Source organism: Actinomadura xylanilytica (assembly GCF_030283145.1).
Classification (GTDB): Bacteria; Actinomycetota; Actinomycetes; order Streptosporangiales; family Streptosporangiaceae; genus Spirillospora; species Spirillospora xylanilytica.
In genome coordinates, this window is sequence record NZ_JASNWE010000003.1 from 1,267,258 (window position 1) to 1,290,236 (window position 22,979).

At 71.1% G+C, this 22,979-nt stretch carries 18 protein-coding genes; 5 read left to right on the plus strand and 13 right to left on the minus strand.

Features of this window, described 5'->3' with window-relative positions:
• Nucleotides 1-34 precede the first annotated feature (34 nt).
• Complete coding sequence (locus QP090_RS23420) at nucleotides 35-691, minus strand: ATP-binding cassette domain-containing protein (protein ID WP_285941279.1); 657 nt, start codon at nucleotides 689-691, stop codon at nucleotides 35-37.
• A 108-nt stretch (nucleotides 692-799) separates the two neighbouring features.
• Nucleotides 800-1,963: a lactate 2-monooxygenase gene (locus QP090_RS23425; protein WP_285941280.1), complete on the minus strand. Its 1,164-nt coding sequence runs from the start codon at nucleotides 1,961-1,963 to the stop codon at nucleotides 800-802.
• A gap of 199 nt (nucleotides 1,964-2,162) precedes the next feature.
• Here QP090_RS23425 and QP090_RS23430 point away from each other — a divergent pair, with 199 nt between their 5' ends.
• Nucleotides 2,163-4,736, plus strand: a complete 2,574-nt coding sequence (locus tag QP090_RS23430) for a DNA gyrase/topoisomerase IV subunit A (RefSeq protein WP_285941281.1) — start codon at nucleotides 2,163-2,165, stop codon at nucleotides 4,734-4,736.
• A 67-nt stretch (nucleotides 4,737-4,803) separates the two neighbouring features.
• Here the strand turns inward: QP090_RS23430 and QP090_RS23435 are convergent, their stop codons facing one another.
• The 8 genes from QP090_RS23435 to QP090_RS23470 all read right to left on the minus strand — a co-directional run bounded on the left by QP090_RS23435 (nucleotide 4,804) and on the right by QP090_RS23470 (nucleotide 13,356).
• Complete coding sequence (locus tag QP090_RS23435) at nucleotides 4,804-5,877, minus strand: STM4015 family protein (protein WP_285941282.1); 1,074 nt, start codon at nucleotides 5,875-5,877, stop codon at nucleotides 4,804-4,806.
• 130 nt (nucleotides 5,878-6,007) lie between these two features.
• Nucleotides 6,008-6,826, minus strand: a complete 819-nt coding sequence (locus QP090_RS23440; RefSeq protein ID WP_285941283.1) for a hypothetical protein — start codon at nucleotides 6,824-6,826, stop codon at nucleotides 6,008-6,010.
• A gap of 159 nt (nucleotides 6,827-6,985) precedes the next feature.
• Complete coding sequence (locus tag QP090_RS23445) at nucleotides 6,986-7,648, minus strand: hypothetical protein (RefSeq protein ID WP_285941284.1); 663 nt, start codon at nucleotides 7,646-7,648, stop codon at nucleotides 6,986-6,988.
• Nucleotides 7,649-7,914: 266 nt separating this feature from the next.
• The gene (locus QP090_RS23450) at nucleotides 7,915-8,283 is read right to left on the minus strand and encodes a nuclear transport factor 2 family protein (protein WP_285941285.1); all 369 of its coding nucleotides are present in this window, start codon (nucleotides 8,281-8,283) and stop codon (nucleotides 7,915-7,917) included.
• A gap of 102 nt (nucleotides 8,284-8,385) precedes the next feature.
• Nucleotides 8,386-9,042, minus strand: coding sequence for a response regulator (locus QP090_RS23455; RefSeq protein WP_285941286.1), 657 nt, complete (start codon nucleotides 9,040-9,042; stop codon nucleotides 8,386-8,388).
• Complete coding sequence (locus tag QP090_RS23460) at nucleotides 9,039-10,178, minus strand: sensor histidine kinase (RefSeq protein ID WP_285941287.1); 1,140 nt, start codon at nucleotides 10,176-10,178, stop codon at nucleotides 9,039-9,041. The genes QP090_RS23455 and QP090_RS23460 overlap by 4 nt, the downstream gene beginning before the upstream one ends.
• Nucleotides 10,175-10,657: a hypothetical protein gene (locus tag QP090_RS23465; RefSeq protein WP_285941288.1), complete on the minus strand. Its 483-nt coding sequence runs from the start codon at nucleotides 10,655-10,657 to the stop codon at nucleotides 10,175-10,177. Before QP090_RS23465 ends, QP090_RS23460 begins: the two co-directional genes overlap by 4 nt.
• Before the next feature lie 608 nt (nucleotides 10,658-11,265).
• A complete protein-coding gene (locus QP090_RS23470; RefSeq protein WP_285941289.1) occupies nucleotides 11,266-13,356 on the minus strand; it encodes a DNA gyrase/topoisomerase IV subunit B in 2,091 nt (696 codons plus the stop codon).
• Nucleotides 13,357-13,570: 214 nt separating this feature from the next.
• On the opposite strand from QP090_RS23470, the gene QP090_RS23475 reads away from it, so the two are divergent.
• The 3 genes from QP090_RS23475 (at nucleotide 13,571) to QP090_RS23485 (ending at nucleotide 15,908) form a co-directional block, all read left to right on the plus strand.
• Nucleotides 13,571-14,473 (plus strand): ABC transporter ATP-binding protein, encoded by a 903-nt coding sequence (locus tag QP090_RS23475; RefSeq protein WP_285941290.1) that lies wholly within the window; start codon nucleotides 13,571-13,573, stop codon nucleotides 14,471-14,473.
• Nucleotides 14,470-15,543, plus strand: a complete 1,074-nt coding sequence (locus QP090_RS23480; RefSeq protein WP_285941291.1) for an ABC transporter permease — start codon at nucleotides 14,470-14,472, stop codon at nucleotides 15,541-15,543. Before QP090_RS23475 ends, QP090_RS23480 begins: the two co-directional genes overlap by 4 nt.
• Nucleotides 15,544-15,677: 134 nt before the next feature.
• Complete coding sequence (locus tag QP090_RS23485; RefSeq protein ID WP_285941292.1) at nucleotides 15,678-15,908, plus strand: DUF7455 domain-containing protein; 231 nt, start codon at nucleotides 15,678-15,680, stop codon at nucleotides 15,906-15,908.
• A 203-nt stretch (nucleotides 15,909-16,111) separates the two neighbouring features.
• Here the strand turns inward: QP090_RS23485 and QP090_RS23490 are convergent, their stop codons facing one another.
• Complete coding sequence (locus tag QP090_RS23490; RefSeq protein ID WP_285941293.1) at nucleotides 16,112-16,942, minus strand: GNAT family N-acetyltransferase; 831 nt, start codon at nucleotides 16,940-16,942, stop codon at nucleotides 16,112-16,114.
• Nucleotides 16,943-16,989: 47 nt separating this feature from the next.
• Here QP090_RS23490 and QP090_RS23495 point away from each other — a divergent pair, with 47 nt between their 5' ends.
• Complete coding sequence (locus QP090_RS23495) at nucleotides 16,990-17,754, plus strand: YaaA family protein (RefSeq protein WP_285941294.1); 765 nt, start codon at nucleotides 16,990-16,992, stop codon at nucleotides 17,752-17,754.
• A gap of 585 nt (nucleotides 17,755-18,339) precedes the next feature.
• On the opposite strand, the gene QP090_RS23500 is transcribed toward QP090_RS23495, so the two are convergent.
• The gene (locus QP090_RS23500) at nucleotides 18,340-19,986 is read right to left on the minus strand and encodes an RNA polymerase sigma factor (RefSeq protein ID WP_285941295.1); all 1,647 of its coding nucleotides are present in this window, start codon (nucleotides 19,984-19,986) and stop codon (nucleotides 18,340-18,342) included.
• 256 nt (nucleotides 19,987-20,242) lie between these two features.
• Nucleotides 20,243-22,609: a SpoIIE family protein phosphatase gene (locus QP090_RS23505; protein WP_285941296.1), complete on the minus strand. Its 2,367-nt coding sequence runs from the start codon at nucleotides 22,607-22,609 to the stop codon at nucleotides 20,243-20,245.
• Between the last annotated feature and the right edge of the window lie 370 nt (nucleotides 22,610-22,979).

Below are 22,979 nucleotides of genomic sequence, written 5' to 3' on the forward strand. Positions count from 1 at the left end.
AGGGGGCCTCAGCGTACGCGCTTCCGGGCCGCGATCACGCGGCCCGGAGCCGGGCGGAGTCGCGGCCGGTGACCAGCGCGCCCTCGTCCAGGACCCCGACCCGGTCGGCGCGGCACGCCTCGTGCGGGTCGCGGGTGGCCAGGACCACGCCCACGCCCTGCCCGGCCAGGAGCCGCAGCACCGCCCGGACCTCCCGCGCGGACGCCTCGTCCAGTCCGGCGGTGGGCTCGTCCAGGAGGAGCACGTCGGACCGTCCGACCAGGGCCAGCGCGAGGTCCAGCAGGCGCCGCCGTCCCGCCGTGAGCCGCTCGAACGGCTCGTCCGCCGCGTCCGCCAGCCCGACCAGCCGCAGCGCCTCGTCCCGGCCGAGCGGGTCGAGCGTCCAGCGCCGCCAGGTGCCGACGATCTCGGCGACGGTCAGCCCGGGGAACAGACCGCCGTCGCGCCAGACCGCGCCCGTCCGCGCCGACCCGGCACGGGCGTACGGGTCGGCGCCCGCCACGCGGACCGTGCCGCCCGCCGGCCGCCGCAGGCCCGCCAGGATCTCCAGCAGCGTCGTCTTGCCCGCCCCGTACCGGCCAAGGATCGCGTAGACCTCCCCTTCGGCCACGGTGAACGAGACAGTGCCGGCGGCCTTCCGCCCACCAGGACGTGCCTGCAACTCGCGTACCTCGATCACGGGTGCCTTCATGCCCTCCATGCTGCCGTCCGTCCGCCCTGGTGGGCAGTCACGCGCGTCAGGAGCCGGCCGGGACGTTCGCACGGTCCACCCATGACATCTGTCAGGCGGGTACGGGGGTCACGCGCGCACGAGGGTGTCCAGGCTGAGCTCGTCCGGGCGGGTGAGCCCGGACAGCGTCATCGTCAGCTCCAGTTCGGCGAGGATGCAGCGCAGCACGTGCCGGACACCCGCCTCACCGCCCAGCGCCAGGCCGTAGGCGTACGGACGAGCCACCAGTACCGCCTGCGCCCCCAGCGCGAGCGCCTTGACGACGTCGGCACCTGTACGGACGCCGCTGTCGAACAGCACGGAGATCTGGTTCCCCACGGCGTCCGCCACCGCGGGCAGCGCGTCGAGCGAGGCGACGGCTCCGTCCACCTGCCGGCCGCCGTGGTTGGACACGATCACCGCGTCCATCCCCGCGTGCACGGCACGCCGCGCGTCGTCGGGATGCTGGATGCCCTTCAGCGCGATCGGGCCGTCCCAGTGCTCCCGCAGGAACGCCAGGTCTTCCCAGGTCAGCGACGGATTGCCGAAGTTGGCGATCCAGTGCAGCAGGGCGGTGTCGCGGTTGGCGTCGGTGACCGGCCCGCCGACGGCCTGCTGGAACACCGGGTCGCTGAAGTAGTTCGCCACGCCGATGCCGCGCAGGAACGGCAGGTACGCCTGGTCGAGGTCGCGGGGACGCCACGCCAGGGTGAAGGTGTCGAGCGTGACCACCAGCGCCGTGTACCCGGCTGCCTTCGCCCGTTCCAGGAAGCTGACGGCCAGGTCGCGGTCCTTGGGCCAGTAGAGCTGGTACCAGCGGGCCCCGTCGCCGTTCGCCTCCGCCACGTCCTCCATCGCGTACGAGGAGGCCGTGCTCAGCACCATCGGCACCCCGGCCGCCTGCGCCGCCCGCGCCACCGCCAGCTCACCGTCCGGGTGCAGGATCGACTGCACGCCGATCGGCGCCAACAGCACCGGCGCGGGCATCGCAGTGCCGAGCACGCGCACCGACAGGTCGCGTTCGGCCACGTCGCGCAGCATGCGCGGGACGATCCGCCACCGGTCGAACGCGGCCCGGTTGGCCCGCGCGGTCGCCTCGCTGCCCGCCGAGCCCGCCACGTACCCGAACGCCTGCGCCGAGAGCCTCCGCTCGGCGAGCCCCTCCAGCCCGGTCAGGTCGGTGGGCAGCTCGGGAAGCACATCTCCGAGGCCCTTGAGGTAGATCTCGTTCTGGAAATCGGCCAGCGCGCTCATGAAACCTCCGGCGGGACGCGGCGCACGGGGCCGCTGCGAAACCAATCCGTTCCAGCGACAATGTCCCACGTGACGGCCGTCCCCCACGAGCCCGGGGGCGGGCGCCGCGGGGCCGGAAACCGGCGCGAATCGGCCAACCGCGGCGGCGCGCCGGGTGGGGCGGGCGAAAGATGTCCCCCGGACCGGCAACAATGTGCTCATGGCACGACGCGGATCCCAAGCCCCTCCCCCGCCGCCGGACTTCGAAGAGAACATCGTCGACGTCGATGTCTCCGAGGAGATGCGCGGAAGCTACCTCGAGTACGCCTACTCGGTCATCTACCAGCGGGCGCTTCCCGACGCGCGCGACGGGCTCAAGCCCGTCCAGCGGCGGATCCTGTACTCGATGAACGAGATGGGGCTGCGCCCCGAGCGGGGGCACGTCAAGTGCGCCCGCGTCGTCGGGGAGGTGATGGGCAAGCTGCATCCGCACGGCGACAGCGCCATCTACGACGCGATGGTGCGGCTGGCCCAGCCCTGGGCGATGCGGATCCCCCTGGTCGACGGGCACGGCAACTTCGGATCGCTCGGCGGCGACGACATGCCGGCCGCCATGCGGTACACCGAGGCGCGGCTGTCCCGCGCGGCGATGCAGATGGTCGCCTCCATCGACGAGGACACCGTCGACTTCCGGCCCAACTACGACGGCCAGGAGACCGAGCCCGAGGTCCTGCCCGCCGCGTTCCCCAACCTGCTGGTGAACGGCGCGTCCGGCATCGCGGTCGGCATGGCGACCAACATGGCGCCGCACAACCTCGGCGAGATCGTCGCCGCGGCCCGGCACCTGATCGACCATCCGGACGCCTCGCTCGAGGACCTGATGCGCTTCGTGCCCGGCCCCGACCTGCCCACCGGCGGCAAGATCGTCGGGCTGGACGGGATCCGCGACGCCTACCTGACCGGCCGCGGCACCTTCCGCACCCGCGCCACCACCCGGATCGAGAGCGTCACCCCGCGGCGCAAGGGCATCGTCGTCTCCGAGCTGCCCTACGCGGTCGGCCCCGAGCGGGTCAAGGCGAAGATCAAGGAACTGGTCAACGCCAAGAAGATCAACGGGATCGCCGATCTGAAGGACCTCACCGACCGCAACGTCGGGCTGCGCCTGGTCATCGAGATCAAGAACGGTTTCAACCCCGAGGGCGTGCTCGCCGAGCTCTACCGGCTGACGCCGATGGAGGAGACCTTCGGCATCAACAACGTCGCGCTGGTCGACGGCCAGCCGCGCACGCTCGGCCTGCGCGAGCTGCTCCAGGTCTACGTCGGCCACCGCCTCGACGTGGTCCGGCGCCGGTCGCAGTTCCGCCGCCGCAAGCGCGAGGACCGGCTGCACCTGATCGACGGCCTGCTGGTCGCGCTGCTCAACATCGACGAGGTCATCCAGGTCATCCGGCAGAGCGACGACGCCGGGCAGGCCAAGCAGCGGCTGATGCAGATCTTCGAGCTGTCGGAGATCCAGGCCCAGTACATCCTGGACACCCCGCTGCGCCGGCTCACCCGCTACGACCGGCTCGAGCTGGAGAAGGAGAAGGAGCAGCTGCGCCGCGAGATCGCCGCGCTGACCGCGATCCTCGACTCCGAGAAGAAGCTGCGCTCGGTGGTCTCGCGCGAGATGGCCGACGTCGCCTCCGAGTTCGGCACCCCGCGCCGCACCGTCCTGCTGGAGGCGTCCGGCCAGACCAAGGCCGCCGCGGTGCCGCTGGAGGTGCCCGACGACCCGTGCATGGTGCTGCTGTCGTCCACCGGGCTGATGGCCCGCACGCACGGCCCCGAGCCGCTGGCGACCGAGGGCGCCCGCGCCCCGCACGACGTGCTGCTCGCCTGCGTCCCGGCCACGGCGCGCGGCCAGATCGGCGCGGTCACCTCGCTCGGACGCATGATCCGGATCGACGTGCTCGACCTGCCGACGCTGCCGCCGTCGGCGAGCCCGCCGTCCCTGGCCGGCGGCGCCCCGGTCACCGAGTACGTCGACCTCGCGCCGGGCGAGACCGTGGTCGGGGTCGGCGCCATCGCCGACACCGGCGGCGGCCTGGCGCTCGGCACCGCCCAGGGCGTGGTCAAACGGGTCGCCCCCGACTTCCCCGCCAACCGCGACGAGTTCGAGGTGATCGGCCTCAAGGACGGCGACACGGTCGTCGGCGCCGTCCAGCTCCTCTCCGAGGAGCAGCACCTGGTCTTCATCACCAGCGACGCCCAGCTCCTGCACTTCAGCGCCGCCAACGTCCGCCCCCAGGGCCGCCCGGCCGGCGGCATGGCGGGCGTCAAGCTCGCCACCGACGCGCACGTCGTCTGGTTCGGCGCGCTCGACCCCGGCCGCGAGTCCCGCGTGGTGACCATCTCCGGCTCGTCCTCGGCGCTGCCCGGCACCCAGACCGGCGCGATCAAGGTGGCCGACTTCGCCGACTTCCCGGCCAAGGGCCGCGCCACCGGCGGCGTCCGGTCGCACCGCTTCCTCAAGGGCGAGGACTCCCTGATCATGGCCTGGGCGGGCCCGGTCCCGCTCCGCGCCATCGGCGCCGACGGCACGTTCCTCACCCTCACCACCGAGCTGGGCCGCCGCGACGGCTCCGGCGAGAAGCTCGACAAGAGCGTGGCGGCGATCAGCGGCCCGCTGGGCCCGTTCCCCGGCGACGCCGCGAGCGGCGAACCCGCCAGGGCGGACTCCGCCGGTGACGAGTCCGGCGCCGGCGCGGACGGCTCAGGCGAAGGCGAAGGCGAGCCGCCCGCCGAGGAGTGACCGACCCACGACCTCCGGGCTCAGGGCCCCGGATCCGCCGACATCCGCGCGGATCCGGGGCTCCGGGTCATTCGGAGTCCTCCACGTACGGTGCGTAGCCCTCGTTCACGACGATGCGGTCGCTCAGGTCGACCTGGACGCCGGGCAGGAGGTCGCGGACCCACCCGGCCATCCGCTCGCCCACGTAGTGGTGGTGCAGGTCGAGCTTCTCCAGGTGGGTGAGCGGCTGGCCCGCCAGCAGAGCCTCCACGCCGGTGTCGGTCAGCAGGCCCCGCGCGAGGCTGAGCGTCTCCAGCCGCGCGACGATCGGCGCTCCCGCGACCGCCGCGGCGATCTCGTCCTCCAGTGTGCTGTTCTCCAGGCCGAGGTGGCGCAGCGCCGGCAGCCGCTCGCCGCTCAGGACGGGCAGCAGGTCGGCGACGGCCGCGTCGCCTCCGTAGTGCGGGTCGCCTAGCCACAGGTCCAGCCGTTCGAGAGCCGGCAGGTCGGACGCGGCGACGGCCCGGACCACGTCGGCCGGGAGCCCGCCCGACATGAGCCGCAGGGTCTTCAGCCGTTCGCTGCGGAAGGGGCGGAGCCACATCCCCCCGCCGCGCACATCGAGCCGTTCCAGGTTCGGGAACGCCTCGATGAGCGGGGTGACGTCCTTGTGGATGATCCAGGACAGTTCCTGCTCGTCGGCCCCGATGTCGCCGAGGTACACCGCGCGCAATTCCGGCAGCGCGTCGGCCGCCTTCACCAGCAGCTCCACCGGATCAGGTTTGTCCGTTTCGTGGAGCCCACCCCAGAAGCCGACGACCAGGGCCGTCACCTGGGTGGTGTCGACCTGGTAGAGGAAGCGCTCGAAGACCTCGTCGAAGGGAACGGAGACCCCGCCGTAGCGAGCACGGTCCTCGGCGGCGATCCGCCAGGCCACTGGCGGCCCGTGGCGGAGGCCGTCTTCGGTCATCTGCCGGGCGAGGTCCCTCAGCTTCAGCGCGAACCGGTCGACCTCCGCGGCGGCCTCCTCGTCCGATTCCAGCAGGCGCAGCCGAATGGCCAGGATCTGCTGGTAGTCGGCAAGCCTGAAGAGGGTGTGCTCGGGGGGATCGTCATCGACCGGCACCACCGGCAGACCGTGGAACATCCGGTGGTCGTCCATGGGCCTGACTCCTTCCTGCTCGACGAATGATCACCTTCTATCAGCCGGGCAGGACGGAATCGACCCGAACGCGATCATGCCCGCCCCGCGGGACGGGACGGGCATGAGCTGCACGGGACGGCCGGGACGATCAGCCGATCTTGAGCGTGCGGGGGTCGGGGCGGCGGGCGGTGGCGTCCACCGCGTAGGGGGCGATGGCGATGAACGACTGGAAGCTCGCCTCGTTCTTGCCCGCCGGGGACGGCAGGCCGGCCTTCCAGTCGGCGATCGGCCCGACCAGCCCGCAGCCGTCGGTCTTGGGCACGGTGAAGGTCTTGTCCTCGGCCTCGCCGTACAGCACGGTCGGGTCGTCCATCGGGTGCGCGGGGTCGCCCGGGGCCGCCACGACGAGCTTGTTCGGATCCATCGCCATGTTGAACTTGATCGGGTCGGCCTCGGTGCCGATGAAGCACTTGTCGCCGACCAGCAGGTTGAGGATCTGGACCCGCATGCTGACCGAGGCGTTCGGGAGCTCCAGCTTGAACCCGCCGGCGTACTCCGGCTTCACCTGGAGCTTGATGCCCGGGATCTCGTCGGCGCCCGGCCACGAGGGCAGGCCGAGCATCCCGAGGACGCCGCCGGGCACCGTCATCGGCTCGCCGGTCATCGCGACCTCGGTGATCGCGTCCGGCGAGGCCTGGACGGCGATCCGCATCGGCTGGGTGAACCGCTGGGAGATCCCGCCCAGCTTCATCGAGCCGCCCGCGACGACCATGACCAGGCAGGTCCACCACTCCGGGTGCTCGGCGCCGGAGGGCAGTGCCGGGCAGTCGTCCTTCATGTTGAAGGCCGGGGTCGGCGGCTGCGCCGCCGCCGGTGCGGCCGGTGCGGCGGTACCGGTGCCGGTGAGCGCCGCCAGACCGAGAGCCGCCAGCGCCGCCGTGGCCGCTGTGCGTGAGAAGAGCTTCACGTGTTGGTCGCCTTCTGTGAGTTGGGGTCGAAGGAGCGGGCTTCTCGAACGGGACGACGGCGGGACCGGGCCACTTCCGGGGGGGACGGAAGTGGCCCGGGGGGATCGTGCTCGGAGGACGGCTCGTTCAGCTCCGTCCCCGGGGAGCGGCTTCCTTTCTCAGGGGGTGAGGTAGAGCTTCTGGTCGTAGGTGGCGGCACCGGTGGTGACCTTGCCGCGCGCCTTGCCGATGCCGTTGGCGGTGGCGCTGCCCGGGCACAGCACCGAGCCGCCGGTCTTGTTGAGTCCGGCGTTGAGGATCTGACCCTGGAGATCGTCGGCGCTGTTCGGGCGGCCGGCGTTGTCACGGTTGAAGACGTTGAAGCTCAGGCTGGTGGTCGAGCCGCCGAACCCGTAGGTGCACGTGCCCAGCGAGAACGTCGCCTGGATGGACAGGTTGGGGTCGCTGAACGTGAGCTTGCCGTCGCTGCCGGCGGGCCCGTTCCCCTGGGTGAGGCTGCCCTGGGTGTAGGGCAGGTTGAGGAACTTGACCGTGGCGTTGCCCAGCGAGCTCGTACAACCGGTGACGGACGCGCTGGTGAGCGTGCCCGTGCCGGACGAGGTCAGGTCGCCGCGCAGGTCGACGCCCGAGCAACTGGCGGTGATGCCCGAACCCGAGATGGTCAGGGCGCCGATGTTGGTGATCTGGTACGGGCCGGAGTAGCTGGCTCCGGCCGCGGTGTCCCGGTGGACGGTGGTCGCGGACGCGGTGGCCGCGGTGAGGCCGATCGCGGCAAGCGCCGCGAGGGTGGGTGTGCCGATACGTCTGACTAGGGCCTTCATCGATCCTCCTAGAAATCGGCCCAGGTCGCTGCTTCCGGCGTATGACGTGACGGTGCGGGGTGATCAATCCCGGTGGATCACAGGCCGGCCCCCGGAGTGACGCGCGCCGGGATCCATGTGACACGCGTCATACAAGTGCTCGCAGACGCGATCTAAAAACAGGATCGTTTCTCAAGCAACCCATCACCCTTGGCCTCATCCGGACGTGGCAACACCCGGTCATCCCCCGTCCGGACCTCGCTCGACACTGCGTTGTCACGGGCCTGTCACCCCTCGAGGTCGTCCGGGCCCCAATGGGCCTCCATGCGGACGATCCGCCCGTCCGCGCCGAAGGTCATGACGTCGATGACGCGGATCCGCAGCCCCATGCCCGGGACCGCGACGGTGAACGCCATCGCCGCCCGGTCCCCGTAGGACCCGCGGATCGGGCCGTCGAGCGAGAGCTTGGTCCCCGCGCCGACCGCGTTGGCGTAGAACGCGTCGATCGCCTCCCGGCCGACGACCTGCGGATGCCCGACCGGGTCCTCGACCACCGCGTCGTCGGCGAACAGCGCCGAGACCGCCGCCGCGTCGCCCGCGTTGAAGCCGTCCACGTAGCGCTGCAACGCGCCCTTCATGTGCTCCTGGTCCGGCATGGCCCGCCCCTCCCGCTGTGGTCGCGGCCAGCATCTCCGATCAAGCGTTTGCTTGGCAAGCGCTCTCGTCCCACCAGCCGTCGGCCAGACCAGAACGATCGCCTAGGGGGCGGCCAAACCGTGGCGGAAGGCGTAGGTGACGGCTTGGGCCCGGTCGCGCAGGCCCGCCTTGGCGAACAGGTTGTTGATGTGGGTCTTGACCGTGGCCTCGCTGATGAACAGGTCACCGGCGATCTCGGTGTTGGACCGGCCCCTGGCGATCAGCGCGAGCACCTCCGCCTCGCGCCGGGTCAGGCCGTCGGGCAGGCCGCCGCCGCGCGCCGGGCGCTCGCCCGAGGCGACCGCCTCGACCAGGCGGCGCTGCACGGCCGGGTCGAGCTGCGAGGCTCCCCCGCGCACGGCCCGGACGGCCTGCGCGATCTCGTCCGCACCGGCGTCCTTGGTCAGGTAGCCGCGGGCCCCGGCGCGCAGCGCGGCGAAGATCGAATCGTCGTCGGCGTAGGTGGTGAGCACGACGACCTCCACCTCCGGATGCGCCCGCTTGATCAGCCGGGTCGCCTCCACCCCGTCGATCCGGGGCATCCGCAGGTCCATCAGCACCACGTCGGGGCGCACCTCGGCGACCATCTGCACGGCCCGCTCGCCGTCGCCCGCCGCGCCCGCCACCTCGATGCCGGGCAGCAGCTCCAGCAGGAGCACCAGCCCCTCCCGCACCACCGTCTGGTCGTCGACGACCAGGATCCTCGTCTTCTCCGTCACAGCGGCACCCGTAGCAACACCCGGAATCCCTTGTCCTCCGGTCCGGTCTCCAGGGTCCCACCGATCAGCTCGGCCCGTTCCCTCATGCCGACCAGGCCGTAGCCGCCGCCCAGGACCTCCAGCACCGGCTCGGTGCCGCCGCTGTCGGCCACGTCCAGCTCGACCACGCCCTCCAGGTAGCGCAGCGCGGCGTGGACGCGGGCGCCGGGCGCGTGCTTGCGGACGTTGGTGAGCGCCTCCTGCGCGGTGCGGGTGACCGCGAGGCCGGCCTGCGGCGACAGCTCGCGCGGCTCCCCGGTCACCTCGATCTCGCAGGCCCGGCCGGTGCTGGCGTAGAACTCCTCGGCCAGCTCGGCGAGGGCCTCCTCGGGGGCGGGGGCGTCACCGCGGAGCGTCGCGAGCGCCCGCCGCGTCTCCTCCAGGCCGGCGCGGGCCAGCCGCTGGGCGCGCTCGACCCGGTCCAGCGCCTGCACCCGGTCGCCCTCGCGCGACAGCAGCATCCGCGCCCCCTCCAGGTGGACGACCTGTGCCGACAGCGAATGCGCCAGGATGTCGTGGATCTCGCGGGCGATACGGGACCGTTCGGCGAGCACGGCGTTGGCGGCCTCGGCCCTCTGCGTGGCCTCCCTCGCCTCCTTGCTCTGGCGGCCTCCCAGCGCGCCGAAGGCCACCCCCACGAACGCCGCCATCAGCCCGAGTTCCGCGCCGTCCGTCCGGAACAGCGCGCCCAGCAGCCCGATCGTCAGGGCCGTCGCCGCGGTCGAGGCGATCCCCAGGGCCAGGTTGAACCGGTGCAGCAGCGACCACAGCGCGATCATGGCGAAGACGTAGGGCGCACCGCCGTCCGGCGAGATCGCGTACTGCCACAGCGAGGTCGCCATGGCCGTCAGTAGCAGCGACTCCGCGCGCCACCGCGGCTGGCCCGCCTCCTTGCGCGTCAGCCAGAGGCCCGCCGACAGCGCGGCGACCGTGGCCACGTTGAGCACGACGACGAGCAGACCGGCCCCGTGCAGGGACGGTCGCGGCTCGGTGCTGTAGAGGCTGCGGACGTAGGAGGCCGCCGCCCAGACCAGCAGGGGGACGATGACGAAAAGCTGCGCGTGCCACCGGCACAGGGTGAACCCGCCGAATCTCACGGCACGACGCTAGACGCTGAAGCCGGCGACAGCCGCCTGGCCCTCCATCCGACGAGCAGGTTCTGCGCCAGCAGGGTCAGGCCGAGGAAGAGCAGCACGCCGCCCGCGCCCGGAACGATCCCCGCCGCGTATCCGGCTCCGATCATCCCGGCGCGGACCGCGATCGACAGCAGCCAGGCCCCCGCGGTCCAGCCGTTGCCGCGTTTCCAGAGCACGCCGCGCTCGTCCCGCCAGATCCGCACCGTCACCGCGCGCAGCCCGCCGAGCGCCAGCGCGGCGACGGCCTCGACGGCGAGCAGCCCGATGCTGAGCGCCGGGTGCACCTTGTCGACCAGGCTCCCCTGGAACAGGCCGACGACGCCGAGGAACACGGGGAGGACGTAGAGGCGGCCCTCGTCGAGCCGCCTCGTCCGGAGCTGCCGGTAGAGGACCAGGGCCAGAACCGCGATGGCGAGGAGCACACTGTCCAGCGTGTTCATGCCTCAACGCTAAGGACCGCCCGTCCGGCGCGGATCGGACCCGGGTTGGAGTCCTGAAGCTCCACCGGAGGGTGGAGAGGCCGTGTCCCCCCTGCGCGAGCGCTGAACTCTTCAAGATCCGCACCGGGCTGAAGAGCCCGCATGCCCGCTGGAACCGGTCCCCGACCAAGCGACCGGTCCAGGAGGTCCCCTGGCGTCCTCTCCGGGGCCGCGGCAGCGCGAGCGTCCACCCGGGCACGCGCGACCACGGAACGAGCCACAGCAGCGCAACGAGGAGCGCCGCCGGATCCCGGCGGCCGGCGGCGGTCAGCACGTCGTCGACGCCCGCTCCGGTGCCGCAGAAGCGGCATCCGGCCAGGGCGACCGCGACCGGCGGGAGCGTCAGCCACGGCTCCATCCGTTCTCCCGCGGCCTCCCACAGGCCCAGGACCACCGACTCCATCACACGCCCCTTGCCGCATCCGGTTCCGTGGTGTCCACGGTGCCGGTGCGGCAAGGGTCATGTCGGTAGCGTCAGTGGCCGACCTGCGGTGGCAGCAGGTACACCCCAGAAGTTCCACGTACCACCCGGGTCACACATGCCACCCGGGTGCCACGTGCCACCCGGGTCACACGTCGATGCGCTCGGTGTCGAGTTCGGAGGCTCCGGCGGTGATGAACTCGCGGCGCGGGGCGACGTCGCTGCCCATCAGCAGGTCGAAGACCTTGGCGGCCTCCTCGGCGTCCTCGACCCTGATCCGGCGGAGCATCCGCTGCCTCGGGTCGAGGGTCGTCTCGGCGAGCTGGTCGGCGTCCATCTCGCCCAGGCCCTTGTAGCGCTGGATCGGCTCCTTCCAGCGCTGTCCCTTGCGCTCCAGCTCCACCAGCCGGCGCCTCAGCTCGCCGTCGGTGTAGGTGTAGATGTACTTCCCCTGGCCCTTCCTCGGCTTGATCAGCTCGATCCGGTGCAGCGGCGGGACCGCGGAGAAGATCCGGCCCGCCTCCAGCATCGGCCGCATGTAGCGGTAGAAGAGGGTCAGCAGCAGGCAGCGGATGTGGCTGCCGTCGACGTCGGCGTCGGCGAGGACGACGACGCGGCCGTAGCGCGCCGAGTCGAGGTCGAACGTGCGGCCGGAGCCGGCGCCGATCACCTGGATGATCGCGGCGCACTCGGCGTTCTTGAGCATGTCGGCGACGGACGCCTTCTGCACGTTGAGGATCTTGCCGCGGATCGGCAGCAGCGCCTGGAACTCGGAGTCGCGCGCCAGCTTGGCGGTGCCGAGCGCCGAGTCGCCCTCGACGATGAACAGCTCGCTGCGGTCGTCGGCGGTGCGGCAGTCGACGAGCTTGGCGGGCAGCGCGGAGTTCTCCAGCGCGTTCTTGCGGCGCTGGTTGTCGCGCTGGGTGCGGGCGGAGATGCGGGTCTTGGCCGCGCCGACGATCTTCTCGAGCACCGCCCGGAGCGGCTGCTTCTGCCCGCGGGCCGGCGTCTCGAAGACCGCCTTGAGCTCCTTGGACACCACCTGCGTGACGATCCGGGTGGCGGCCGAGGTGCCGAGGATCTCCTTGGTCTGCCCCTCGAACTGCGGCTCGGGCAGCCGGACGGCCACCACGGCGGTGAGCCCTTCGAGGATGTCCTCCTTGAGGACGTTCTCGTCGCCGTTCTTGAGCAGCTTCACCGCGCGGAGCTGCTCGTTGAGCACCCGGACCAGGGCGCGGTCGAAGCCCTGCACATGGGTGCCGCCCTTGGGGGTGGCGATCACGTTGACGAACGACTTGATGTCGGTGTCGTAGCCGGTGCCCCAGCGCACCGCGACGTCGACCTCGAGATCGCGCTCGACGTCGGTGGGGGTGAGGTGCCCCTGGTCGTCCAGGACCGGGACCGTCTCGGTGAAGTGGCCGCGCCCGCGCAGCCGCAGCACCTCCAGCAGCGGGGCGTCCTTGGCCAGGTAGGAGCAGAACTCGCTGATGCCGCCGTCGAACCGGAAGGTCTCCTCGACGGGCTCCTCGCCGCGCTCGTCGCGCACGTCGATGGTCAGGCCGGGGACGAGGAACGCGGTCTGCCGCATCCGGTCCAGGACCAGCGACTGCTCGACCGTCGCGTCCTTGATGAAGATCTGCATGTCGGGCCAGAACCGGACCCGGGTGCCGGTGGTCTTCTTGGCGACCTTGCGGACCTGCCGGACGCCGGAGCGCTTCTTGAACCGGGCGTTGGGCCGGCCGTCGTCGGCGAACTCGCCGGGCACCCCGCGCCGGAAGCTGATCGCGTGGGTCTCCCCGCCGAGGTCGACCTCGACGTCGACCCGGGCCGACAGCGCGTTCACCACCGACGCGCCGACGCCGTGCAGGCCGCCGGACGCGGTGTAGGACACACCGCCGAACTTGCCGCCGGCGTGCAGCCGGGTCATCACGACCTCGACTCCGGCCAGGCCGGTCTTGGGCTCCAGGTCGACGGGGATGCCGCGGCCGTTGTCGCCGACCGAGAAGGACCCGTCGGCGTGCATGACCACGCTGATGTGGGTGCAGTGGCCGGCCAGGGCTTCGTCGACGCAGTTGTCGACGATCTCCCACAGGCAGTGGGCCAGGCCGCGGCTGTCGGTCGACCCGATGTACATACCGGGTCGCTTCCGTACGGCCTCCAGGCCCTCCAGCACCGAGAGGTGCCGGGCGGAGTAGCCGTGCGTGTCGTCAGTGGGCGCTTCGGCGGTGGCGGCGGTCAACGTGCGTGTGCTCCTCGGGGGCGAGGCAGGTCCGGGCGGTGAAAGGTGAACTGCCGCCAGCAGGGTACCCCCGGGTGCCGACAGTCCTCCGGCAGGCTCGCCGCCACGCGCGTTCGGGGCGGGTTCCGGACCGGCCGGGCGAAGCGGGTGGAAAGTGCGGTGTCCACCGGTGGATGGATCCCGCGCGGACACCCGCATCTCTAATGTCCAGATCATGGCATACACGATCGCGGTCGAGGGCCTGCGCAAGCGTTACGGGGACGTGCAGGCCGTCGACGGAGTCTCCTTTGAGGTGGCCGAAGGCGAGTTCTTCGGCATCCTCGGCCCCAATGGAGCGGGCAAGACCACCACCCTGGAGATCATCGAGGGTCTCCGCGAGGCCGACGCGGGCGAGTTGTCGGTGCTGGGCCTACCCCCCTGGCCCCGCAACCCGAAGCTGCTGCCCCGCATCGGGGTGCAGCTCCAGGCGTCCTCGTTCTTCGAGCGGCTCACCGCGCGCGAGCAGTTGCAGACGTTCGGCTCGCTGTACGGCGTGCCCGCCAAGAAGGCCGACGCCATGCTGGAGGCGGTCGGGCTGGACGACAAGGCCGACGTCCGGGTGGAGAAGCTCTCCGGCGGGCAGGCGCAGCGGCTGTCCATCGCGTGCGCGCTCGTGCACGATCCCGAGCTGCTCTTCCTGGACGAGCCGACCGCCGCCCTGGACCCGCAGGCCAGGCGGAACCTCTGGGACGTGCTCCAGAAGATCAACACCGAGGGCCGGACCATCGTGCTGACCACGCACTACATGGACGAGGCCGAGATCCTCTGCGACCGGGTCGCGATCATGGACCGGGGCACGATCCTCAAGCTCGGGCCGCCGCCGGTGCTGGTGCGCGGCCTGGACGCGCCCGCCCGGATCAGCATCGCCACCGGCGTCCTGGCCGCGGACGCCGCGCGCCGGCTGCCCGGCGCCGACGAGGTCGCCGACGACGGCGTGTCCCTGGTGATCTCCACCCGCGACCCGTCGGCGGTGGTCGCCGCGATGGCCGCCGAGAACGCCCTGACGGGCGTGCAGATCCGCGGCGCCACCCTCGAGGACGTCTTCCTCGACCTGACCGGACGGGAGTACCGGGCGTGAGCACCTTCGACAGCTTCAAGAGCCTGTCCCGGGCGATGTTCCTCGGCTTCGTCAGGGACCGGACGGCGCTGGGCTTCACCGTGCTGTTCCCGCTGATGTTCCTGGTCATCTTCGGCGGGATCTTCGGGCACCAGACCACCTCCAGGGTGACCCTGGTCGAGGTCGGCCCGGTGCCCGTCGTCGACCAGGCCCTGGCGCGCGGCGCGGGCGAGCTGCACGGCGTGATGAAGGTCGAGAAGAGCACCGACCGGGCCGCGGCGCTGAGGAAGGTCGAGAAGGGCGACGCGGACGCGGTGGTGGAGCAGCGCGGCACCGACCTGACCGTCCACTACTCGGCGGCCGACCAGGTCAGGTCCGGGACCGCGCGGGGACTGATGCAGTCCATCGTGCAGTCGGAGAACCAGAGCGCCAGCGGGAAGCCGCCGGTCTACAAGCTCGCCTCGCAGCAGGTGGAGGACGACTCCCTCAAGGCGATCCAGTTCTTCACCCCGAGCCTGCTCGGCTGGGCACTGGCGTCGGCGGGCGTGTTCGGGGCGTCCCAGACGCTGGTGACATGGCGGACGAAGGGGATCCTGCGGCGGCTGCGGCTGTCGCCGGCGCCGATCTCGACGGTGTTCGGGGCGCGCGTCGCGGTCAGCCTGGTGGTGGCGCTGGTGCAGATGGCGCTGTTCCTGCTGGTGGCCCAGCTTCCGTTCTTCGGGCTCAAGCTCCAGGAGTACTGGTGGATGGCGATCCCGATGGTGCTGTCGGGGGTGCTGGCGTTCCTGGCGATCGGGATGGTGATCGGGGCGTGGGCCAAGACCCAGGAGGCGGCGCAGGGCGTGACCCAACTGGTGGTGCTGCCGATGGCGTTCCTGGGCGGCTCGTTCTTCCCCCTGGACGACGCGCCCGGCTGGCTGAAGACCCTTTCGTACATCTTCCCGCTGCGCTACCTGAACGAGGGGATGCTGAACGTCATGGGCCGGGGACTCGGCCCGGCATCGGCGCTACCGCAAATCGGTGTGCTCCTGGGCGTGGCGGTAGTGGGTTCCCTGGTGGCGGTACGGCTGTTCCGTTGGGACGCCGCCTGACTTCCCAAGTCCGGCTGTGACCTCGGTCACTAATAGCCCCATTCTGCTGTGGGCGTACGTACGAACAGATTGGGAACGTCTGCGTCGGGTTAGATGTTCTCCTAAGTACCGACCCCGAGCATGAGGAAGGTGCCGTGACTGGAGCCCTTGCCCCAACCAAGCCGCTGACCGTCGCCGACCGTTGCGACCGCTGTGGCGCCCAGGCCTACGTCCGTGCAGTCCTTGTAGGCGGCGGCGACCTTCTGTTCTGCGCCCACCACGGGCGCAAGTACGCAGAGGCGCTCCGCTCCAACGGGGCCGACATTCAGGATGAGACCGACAGGCTGACCGAAACCCCGGCTACCGCCACAGAGGACGAACGGTAGGCATCGACATAAAAGAATCCCTCGGCGGCGGTCACCGGAGACGGTGGCCGCCGTTCGCATTTCGGGTGTCCGGGCGTGACCGGAAAATCGGAGATGACTTCATATAGTGACGGACTCATCACAGAAAGTATCGACGAATTGACTCGGGATGCTCGGAGATCTCCGTGACCCTCCGGACTCTCCGAGATCTTCGCGTGAATTGATCATCGTGCGGGGAGCGGCTTGACCCGGTAGTGGTATCCGCCGCTGACACCGAAACCCTCACTCTCATAGAGGGCCCGCGCAGCCGCGTTCCGCGCTACGACCACCAGGTAGGCGCGCGTGCAGCCGCGTGTCCCTCCCCAGTCCAGTAGCCCGCGCAGGACACGCCGGCCCAGCCCGCGGCACCGCGCGTCGGGCGCGACCGCCATGGCATAGATCCCGAGCCACTCCCCCTGAGGAACAGCCCTGCCGACGGCCGCACCGTCCAGCGAGGCGTATCCGGCCGGGACGCCCGTCAGGATCTTCTCCGCGACAGGCAGTTGCTCTGCGTAGCGGCCGTCCACAGCCCACCACCGTTCCAGCCACTCCCGTGAGGGGGCGTCCTCCACAACGACCCCGGCGACCCCGGCCGCACCGTCCTCCCTATACGGGCCGGTGATCTCGGTGGTCATCGCCAGGGTCGGATCGACCAGTTCGTAGCCGCGCGCGTGAAGCAGCGCGTCCAGCCCGCTCGGACGGCTCTGTCCGCTCATGGAGAACACCGTGGGCAGCCCGCGTTCGGCGTAGAAGCCCTCCGCACGCGCAATCGCCTCGTCCAGGGCTTCCGGCGCCTCGAGGGGCAGGACGGAGTTGGCCCGTTTCGTGACGCCGTCCGCGTGCCGCAGCAGCCAACCGCCAATATCCTGGACGTATGGGGCGGGCCAGGCCGCGGCGACAAGCCCGTCGAGTCCGTCAAGCCCGCCGGGCGCCGCGAGCCCGCCGGATCCACTGGATCCGTTGGGCATGCTGGGGCCGCTGAGGTCTCCGAGCTGCGGTAGCTCCCGGTCGGTCATGCCCAGCACCCTAGAGGGACCTTAGGTGTCATGATTTCGGGGGGAACGTGCGTATTCTGCTGCCGCCATCGGAGAAGAAGGCCGCTGAGGGGAACGGCCGTCCCCTCGACCTGGGGTCGCTGAGTTTCCCCGAGCTCAACCCGGCCCGCGAGCGGGTGTTGGCGGCGCTCGGCGAAACGTGCGCGCGCGATGACGCCCCCGACGTCCTCGGTCTCCCCACCGGGCAGATCAGCGAGGCGCTCGCCCGGAACCGGGCGCTCTACCAGGCGCCCACGCTTCCCGTCGCGCGCCTGTACACCGGCGTCCTGTACGAGCAGCTGAACCTGCCGGACCTGGACCGGCGGGCCGCCGCCAGGCAGATCATCGTGTTCTCCGGCCTCTGGGGAGCCCTGCGGCTCACCGACCGGATCCCGCCGTATCGGCTGGCCATGGGCGTGACGCTCCCGCCCGCGGGCAGGCTCGCCGCCCTATGGCGCCCCGCCCTGAACGACGCCCTGGCCTCCCTGAACGGCGCCTCGCGCCGCCGGGGCGGTCTCATCGTCGACATGCGCTCCGGCCCGTACGCGACGGCCTGGAAGGCCCCGCAGCCCGCCGTGGCCGTGCGGGTGTTCCGCGAGCGCCTCCTGCACGGCACGCCCAAGCGCACCGTCGTCAGCCACATGGCCAAGGCCACCCGCGGCAAGATCGCGCACGACCTCATCAAGGCCGGTTCCGCGCCCCGCACCCCCGAGGAGCTCCTCAAGGCCGTCGCCGACCTGGGCCACACGGTCGAGTTGAACGGCACCAACCTCGACGTCATCCTGCACAACTGAGCGCCTGGGCCTCTCCAGAGCGCTCGAGCCTCTCCCAGAGCGATCCTAAGCAGCGGCCACGTTGAGGTGGCGGCACGCCTTGACGCACTGGCCGACACGGTGCGCGGCGGCCGTCATCTCGCTTGCCGCCCCACTGCGGGGAGGGGCTCACGACGCGGGGCGACGTGCGCCCGGTACAGCGTTGGATGGCGGGTGCCGGCCTGCGCCATAGGGCATCCTTCTCCTCGCGCTCCAGGTCGAGTCCCAGCGCCAGCCAGAGCATGACCTCCCACGGGGCGGGGTCGGCCGGCCAGAGGGCCGCGGCACGCATCAGCGGGTCGCGGGCGGCCTGCTCGCGTTCGGGCGTAGACCGTGAAGCCGCCGCCTGCCCCGCGCGGGCACGCGAGTCGGGCGGATCCGCCACGCCTCCTCGACCCGGATACGGCCCGCAGCGACCGCAGCGCCGGATCCAGCCAGGTACGTGGAGGTTAAAGTGCGGTACATGGCGAAATGCCGGTTGACCTGGAGAACTTCTCCCGGTCAACCGGCACGGGTGATCCAGGGGCCCCGCCCGGATGGACGGCGGCCTCTGGATCACACGGCCGATCAGTCGAGGTAGTCGCGCAGCACCTGGGAGCGCGACGGGTGCCGCAGCTTGGACATGGTCTTCGACTCGATCTGCCGGATGCGCTCACGGGTCACCCCGTACACCTTGCCGATCTCGTCGAGCGTCTTGGGCTGGCCGTCGGTAAGGCCGAACCGCATCGACACCACGCCGGCCTCGCGCTCGCTCAGCGTGTCGAGAACCGAGTGCAGCTGCTCCTGGAGCAGCGTGAAGCTGACCGCGTCGGCCGGGACGATCGCCTCGGAGTCCTCGATGAGGTCGCCGAACTCGCTGTCGCCGTCCTCACCGAGCGGGGTGTGCAGCGAGATGGGCTCACGACCGTACTTCTGGACCTCGACGACCTTCTCCGGGGTCATGTCGAGTTCCTTGGCCAGCTCCTCCGGGGTGGGCTCGCGGCCCAGGTCCTGGAGCATCTGCCGCTGGACCCTGGCCAGCTTGTTGATGACCTCGACCATGTGCACCGGGATGCGGATGGTGCGGGCCTGGTCGGCCATCGCGCGGGTGATCGCCTGCCGGATCCACCAGGTGGCGTACGTGGAGAACTTGTAGCCCTTGGTGTAGTCGAACTTCTCGACCGCCCGGATCAGGCCGAGGTTGCCCTCCTGGATCAGGTCCAGGAACAGCATGCCGCGGCCGGTGTAGCGCTTGGCCAGCGAGACGACCAGCCGGAGGTTGGCCTCCAGCAGGTGGTTCTTGGCGCGGCGGCCGTCCTCGGCGATCCACTCGAAGTCCTCGAGGTCCTCCTCCGACATCACCGAGCCGTCGGCGGCGAGCCGCTCCTCGGCGAACAGGCCGGCCTCGATGCGCTTGGCGAGCTCGACCTCCTGCTCGGCGTTGAGCAGCGGGACCTTGCCGATCTGCTTGAGGTAGTCCTTGACCGGGTCGGCGGTCGCGCCGGCCGCCGCGATCTGCTGGGCGGGGGCGTCCTCGTCGTCGTCGCCGAGGACGAACGCCTCCTCCTCGTTGGCGGGGGTGGCGCCGTCCGCCGCGGCCTTCCCGGCCGGGGCGGCCTTGGCCGCGGCCACCGGGGCCGCCGCCGGGGCGTCCTCCTCGTCGGAGTCGACCTCGGCGGCTTCGACCGCCGGGGTCACCTCCGCCAGGTCGACCTCGAGGTCCTGGAGGTCGTCGAGGTCGCCGACCTCGTCGTCGAGTTCCGGATCGTCGCCCTTCTTGGCCGGGCCCTTCGGGGCGCCCGCCGCGGCGGCGCCCTTCTTGGCGGCGGCCTTCTTGGGCTTGGCCGGGCCCTTGCGGGGCTCGGGCCTGCGGGCCGCCGGCTTGGGCGCGGCGGTCTCCTCGGGAGCGTCGTCGTTCACGACGGCGGTCACCGTGTCGGGCTGCTCCTTGGCGGCAGCGGCGGTCTTGGGCCTGCGCGCCGTCGGCGCCGCGCGCTGCTTGCGCGGACGCTTCGGCGCTGCGGAGTCGGCAGCGCTCACCATGACGGTCACACCCTCCTTGCTGAGGCTCCGCAAGATGCTGGAGGCCTTCGACACGGGGATGTCGGCCTCCTCGAACGTACGTCGTACGTCGTCGGCTTCGAGGTAACCCTGGGACCGTCCACGCTCGATCAGTTGCGCGATGACGTGCTCGTGCAGATCTGACGCTTTCGAGGTCGAGCTAGCAGGCGACACAAATACCTCTCGAACGAACGTGTGGCTTGGTTGACCCAAGTGCCCTGACGGGCCCGGCCTCACACTGGGTGGGACCACACACCTGGGCGGGCCACCTTGTGCGGGACCGCAGCGTACCCGCTCTTACTAGGGTCAAGCATTCTGGCACGGCTGCGCATTCCGCCTTCGATGTCCTGCCCGGTAACACACCACCTTAGAGGGCGCGGGACGGTCCTTCGTACGTACTACACCGTCATCACGCCGTCTTCGGCGGGCTTCACACGGGCTTCGGCGGGACGTGCAGCGCAAGTACGGTCACATCGTCCACCTGCTCGTACCCGGCAAGCATCCGATCGACCAGGAAGTCGACGAGTCTCTCTGGATCTCCTACCACTTCAGGTGGGGCGTCCGCCGCGACGGCGACCAGTTCCTCCAGCCCGGCGTCCACCCCACGCCTACGGTTCTCCACAAGTCCATCGGAATAGAACACCACAGTGTTGCCGGTCTCGACGGAAAAACTTGTCTGCTGCCGCTGGCTCGGCCAGCCGAGCGGCGTTCCCGGCTCCAGCTCGCTGACCCGGGCGGGCGAGTCCGGCGAGATCAGCAGGGGCGGCGGGTGGCCGGCGTTGCTGAACGCCCCCCGGCCCGTCTCGGGGTCGATGACCACGTAGGCGACGGTGGTGAACTGCTCCTCGGTCTCGGTCGCGCTGAAGAGCCGGTCGAGTCCGGCGAGCACCGCGGCCGGACGCGGATCGTTCAGCGCGAGGGCGCGCAGGGCGTTGCGGACGCGTCCCATTCCGGCCGCGGCGAGAACGCCCTTGCCCATCACGTCGCCGACCGCTACGGCCAGCCGGTCGTCGGGCAGCCGGAACACGTCGTACCAGTCGCCGCCGACCTGGACGTGCCTGGTCGCGGGGTTGTAGCGGGCGGCCAGCACCATGCCCGGCAACTGCGGGAGATCGCTCGGCAGCAGGCTGCGCTGCAGCTCCTCGGCCGTCTTGTGCTCACGCTCGAACAGCAGGGCCCGTTCGACGGCCAGCGCGCACTGGCCCGCGAGCGCCTCCAGGAAGACCCGCTCCTCCTCGGTGATCTCGCGCGGCCTGGTGAAGGAGAACCTGAGCGCGCCGATCGGGGCTCCCGCCGCCAGCAGCGGCAGGCCCACCCACGCGCGTTCCTGCGTGTGCTGGAGGAACAGGCCCATCTCGTCCCGGCCGAGCTGAAGGCGCAGGCTGTCGGGATGCTCGGCCAGGAACGGCCGGCTCTCGCGCACGGCCACCGACAGCACAGTCTGGTCGCTGACCTTGATGTCCTCGGCCGAAGGGGACCGGCCGTCCGGGCGCGCGTCGCGTTCGGCGCCCGGCTGGGACGGGGTGACGATGCTGAGGCGCAGCTTGTCGTCGTCGAGCAGCGCCACCGCGGAGTAGTCGGCGCCGATCGCGGACCGGCCCACCTCGGTGATCACCTGCACGACCTGGGAGACGGTGAGCGCCTCGGCCAGCATCGAGGTGGCCTGCTGGAGCCGCGCGGTGCGCAGCGCCGCCGCCGACAACTGCTCGGTCAGCCGCCCGCGCATCTCCTCAGCCTCACGCTGCCCGGTGACGTCGGTGTTGGCACCGACCCACTCGATCACCTCGCCGCCCCGCCAGATCGGCACGGCGCGCACGTCGAAGTGCCGGTGGGTCCCGCTCTTGGTGCGGATCCGGTAGTTGGTCTCAAAGACCCGGTTCTCGGTGACGCACTCGCGCCAGATCGCCTCGATGCGCGGCCGGTCCTCGGGGTGGACCACCGACAGCCAGCCGCCGGCCGCGTACTCGTCCGGCGTCTGGCCCGTGATCCCGCGCCACTCCGGCGCGTCGTCGATGACCCCGCCGGCGGGGGCGGCCACCCACACGACCTGGGCGCTGGCCTCCACGAGCGAGCGGTAGCGCTGTTCCTTGCGGCGGATGACCTCCTCGGCCCGCCGCCGCTCGGTCATGTCCAGAGCGGTCAGCACCACGCCGATCGGCTCGCCCTCTGGGCTGCGGGCGGGCAGCCACGTGCAGGAGAGAATGCGCTCGTCATGGCCGGGCGTGAGGACGGGCTCGGCGAGCACCGGCACGACCGCCCGGGCCTCGGGAGCGAGCGGCGAGGCGTCGTCCGCCGCCGAGCCCGGCCCGGCCGCGTCGGGCGTGCCTGGGATGTCTGATGTGGCTTCTGCGTGCGGTCCTGTGGCCTGTACCGGGATGTCCGGGCTGGCACCGCCCGTCCCCACGCTCGCCGCCGGGTCGCCTGGGGACGGGACGCCCAGGGCTCCCGTGGCCTCAGGAGGAGCGCCAGAGGAGGCGCGCACGACGAGGTCGACCTCGTTCTCGTTCAGGCCCTCGTCGCCGGACAGTGCTCTGCGGAGGGCGTCCTCGAAGGCGTTCGCCACGCTTTCGGGCAGGCTCTCCGCAGGGCGCCGCTGCTGCAAGTCGCCGACGGACACGCCCAGCATCGCGGCGAGCGCGTCATTGGCCCGCCGGCAGCGCAGATCGGGGCCGAAGAACGCCAGCCCGGCGGGGGCCTCCTTGAGCAACGTCGCGTACAGAGCGGAGTCGGACGCATCCATGGACTGGCCCTCCACCCCCGAGACCCGGGGATGCGGAACGGACGTCTCGGTGCTCATGGACAACACCTCCGCCCCAGAGGGTCCCGTACCGCGCGGCAATTTTTCATCACTATGAGTGAATGGGAGCAGGCTAGCGCTCCCACCTCCATCACAACACCGGTCGTGTCAGGTATTCATCATCCCGATGGTTCGCCGTGGACGGAAGCCCTGATGGACATCCGTGTCCCACGGTCCCCAGCGATGAGCTCGGATTCGGACGCCGCCCGTCCGTCCTCCCCCGGGCACCGGGGGAGGACGTCACGGACGGCAAGTAGGAGATGGTACGACGGCCAGGCGCTTCACAACGGGGACCTCCGCTCCCTCGGCGAGTTCCGGACGCATCGAATGCGTTCCATCACTGCCCGCATTTTTGGCAAAAACACGGCAA

Bases quoted from the DNA above. Each gene is read 5' to 3' on its own strand.
- QP090_RS23420 (WP_285941279.1), bottom strand. From the start codon at position 691: ATGAAGGCACCCGTGATCGAGGTACGCGAGTTGCAGGCACGTCCTGGT.
- QP090_RS23425 (WP_285941280.1), bottom strand. From the start codon at position 1,963: ATGAGCGCGCTGGCCGATTTCCAGAACGAGATCTACCTCAAGGGCCTC.
- QP090_RS23430 (WP_285941281.1), top strand. From the start codon at position 2,163: ATGGCACGACGCGGATCCCAAGCCCCTCCCCCGCCGCCGGACTTCGAA.
- QP090_RS23435 (WP_285941282.1), bottom strand. From the start codon at position 5,877: ATGGACGACCACCGGATGTTCCACGGTCTGCCGGTGGTGCCGGTCGAT.
- QP090_RS23445 (WP_285941284.1), bottom strand. From the start codon at position 7,648: ATGAAGGCCCTAGTCAGACGTATCGGCACACCCACCCTCGCGGCGCTT.
- QP090_RS23450 (WP_285941285.1), bottom strand. From the start codon at position 8,283: ATGCCGGACCAGGAGCACATGAAGGGCGCGTTGCAGCGCTACGTGGAC.
- QP090_RS23465 (WP_285941288.1), bottom strand. From the start codon at position 10,657: ATGAACACGCTGGACAGTGTGCTCCTCGCCATCGCGGTTCTGGCCCTG.
- QP090_RS23475 (WP_285941290.1), top strand. From the start codon at position 13,571: ATGGCATACACGATCGCGGTCGAGGGCCTGCGCAAGCGTTACGGGGAC.
- QP090_RS23490 (WP_285941293.1), bottom strand. From the start codon at position 16,942: ATGACCGACCGGGAGCTACCGCAGCTCGGAGACCTCAGCGGCCCCAGC.
- QP090_RS23505 (WP_285941296.1), bottom strand. From the start codon at position 22,609: ATGAGCACCGAGACGTCCGTTCCGCATCCCCGGGTCTCGGGGGTGGAG.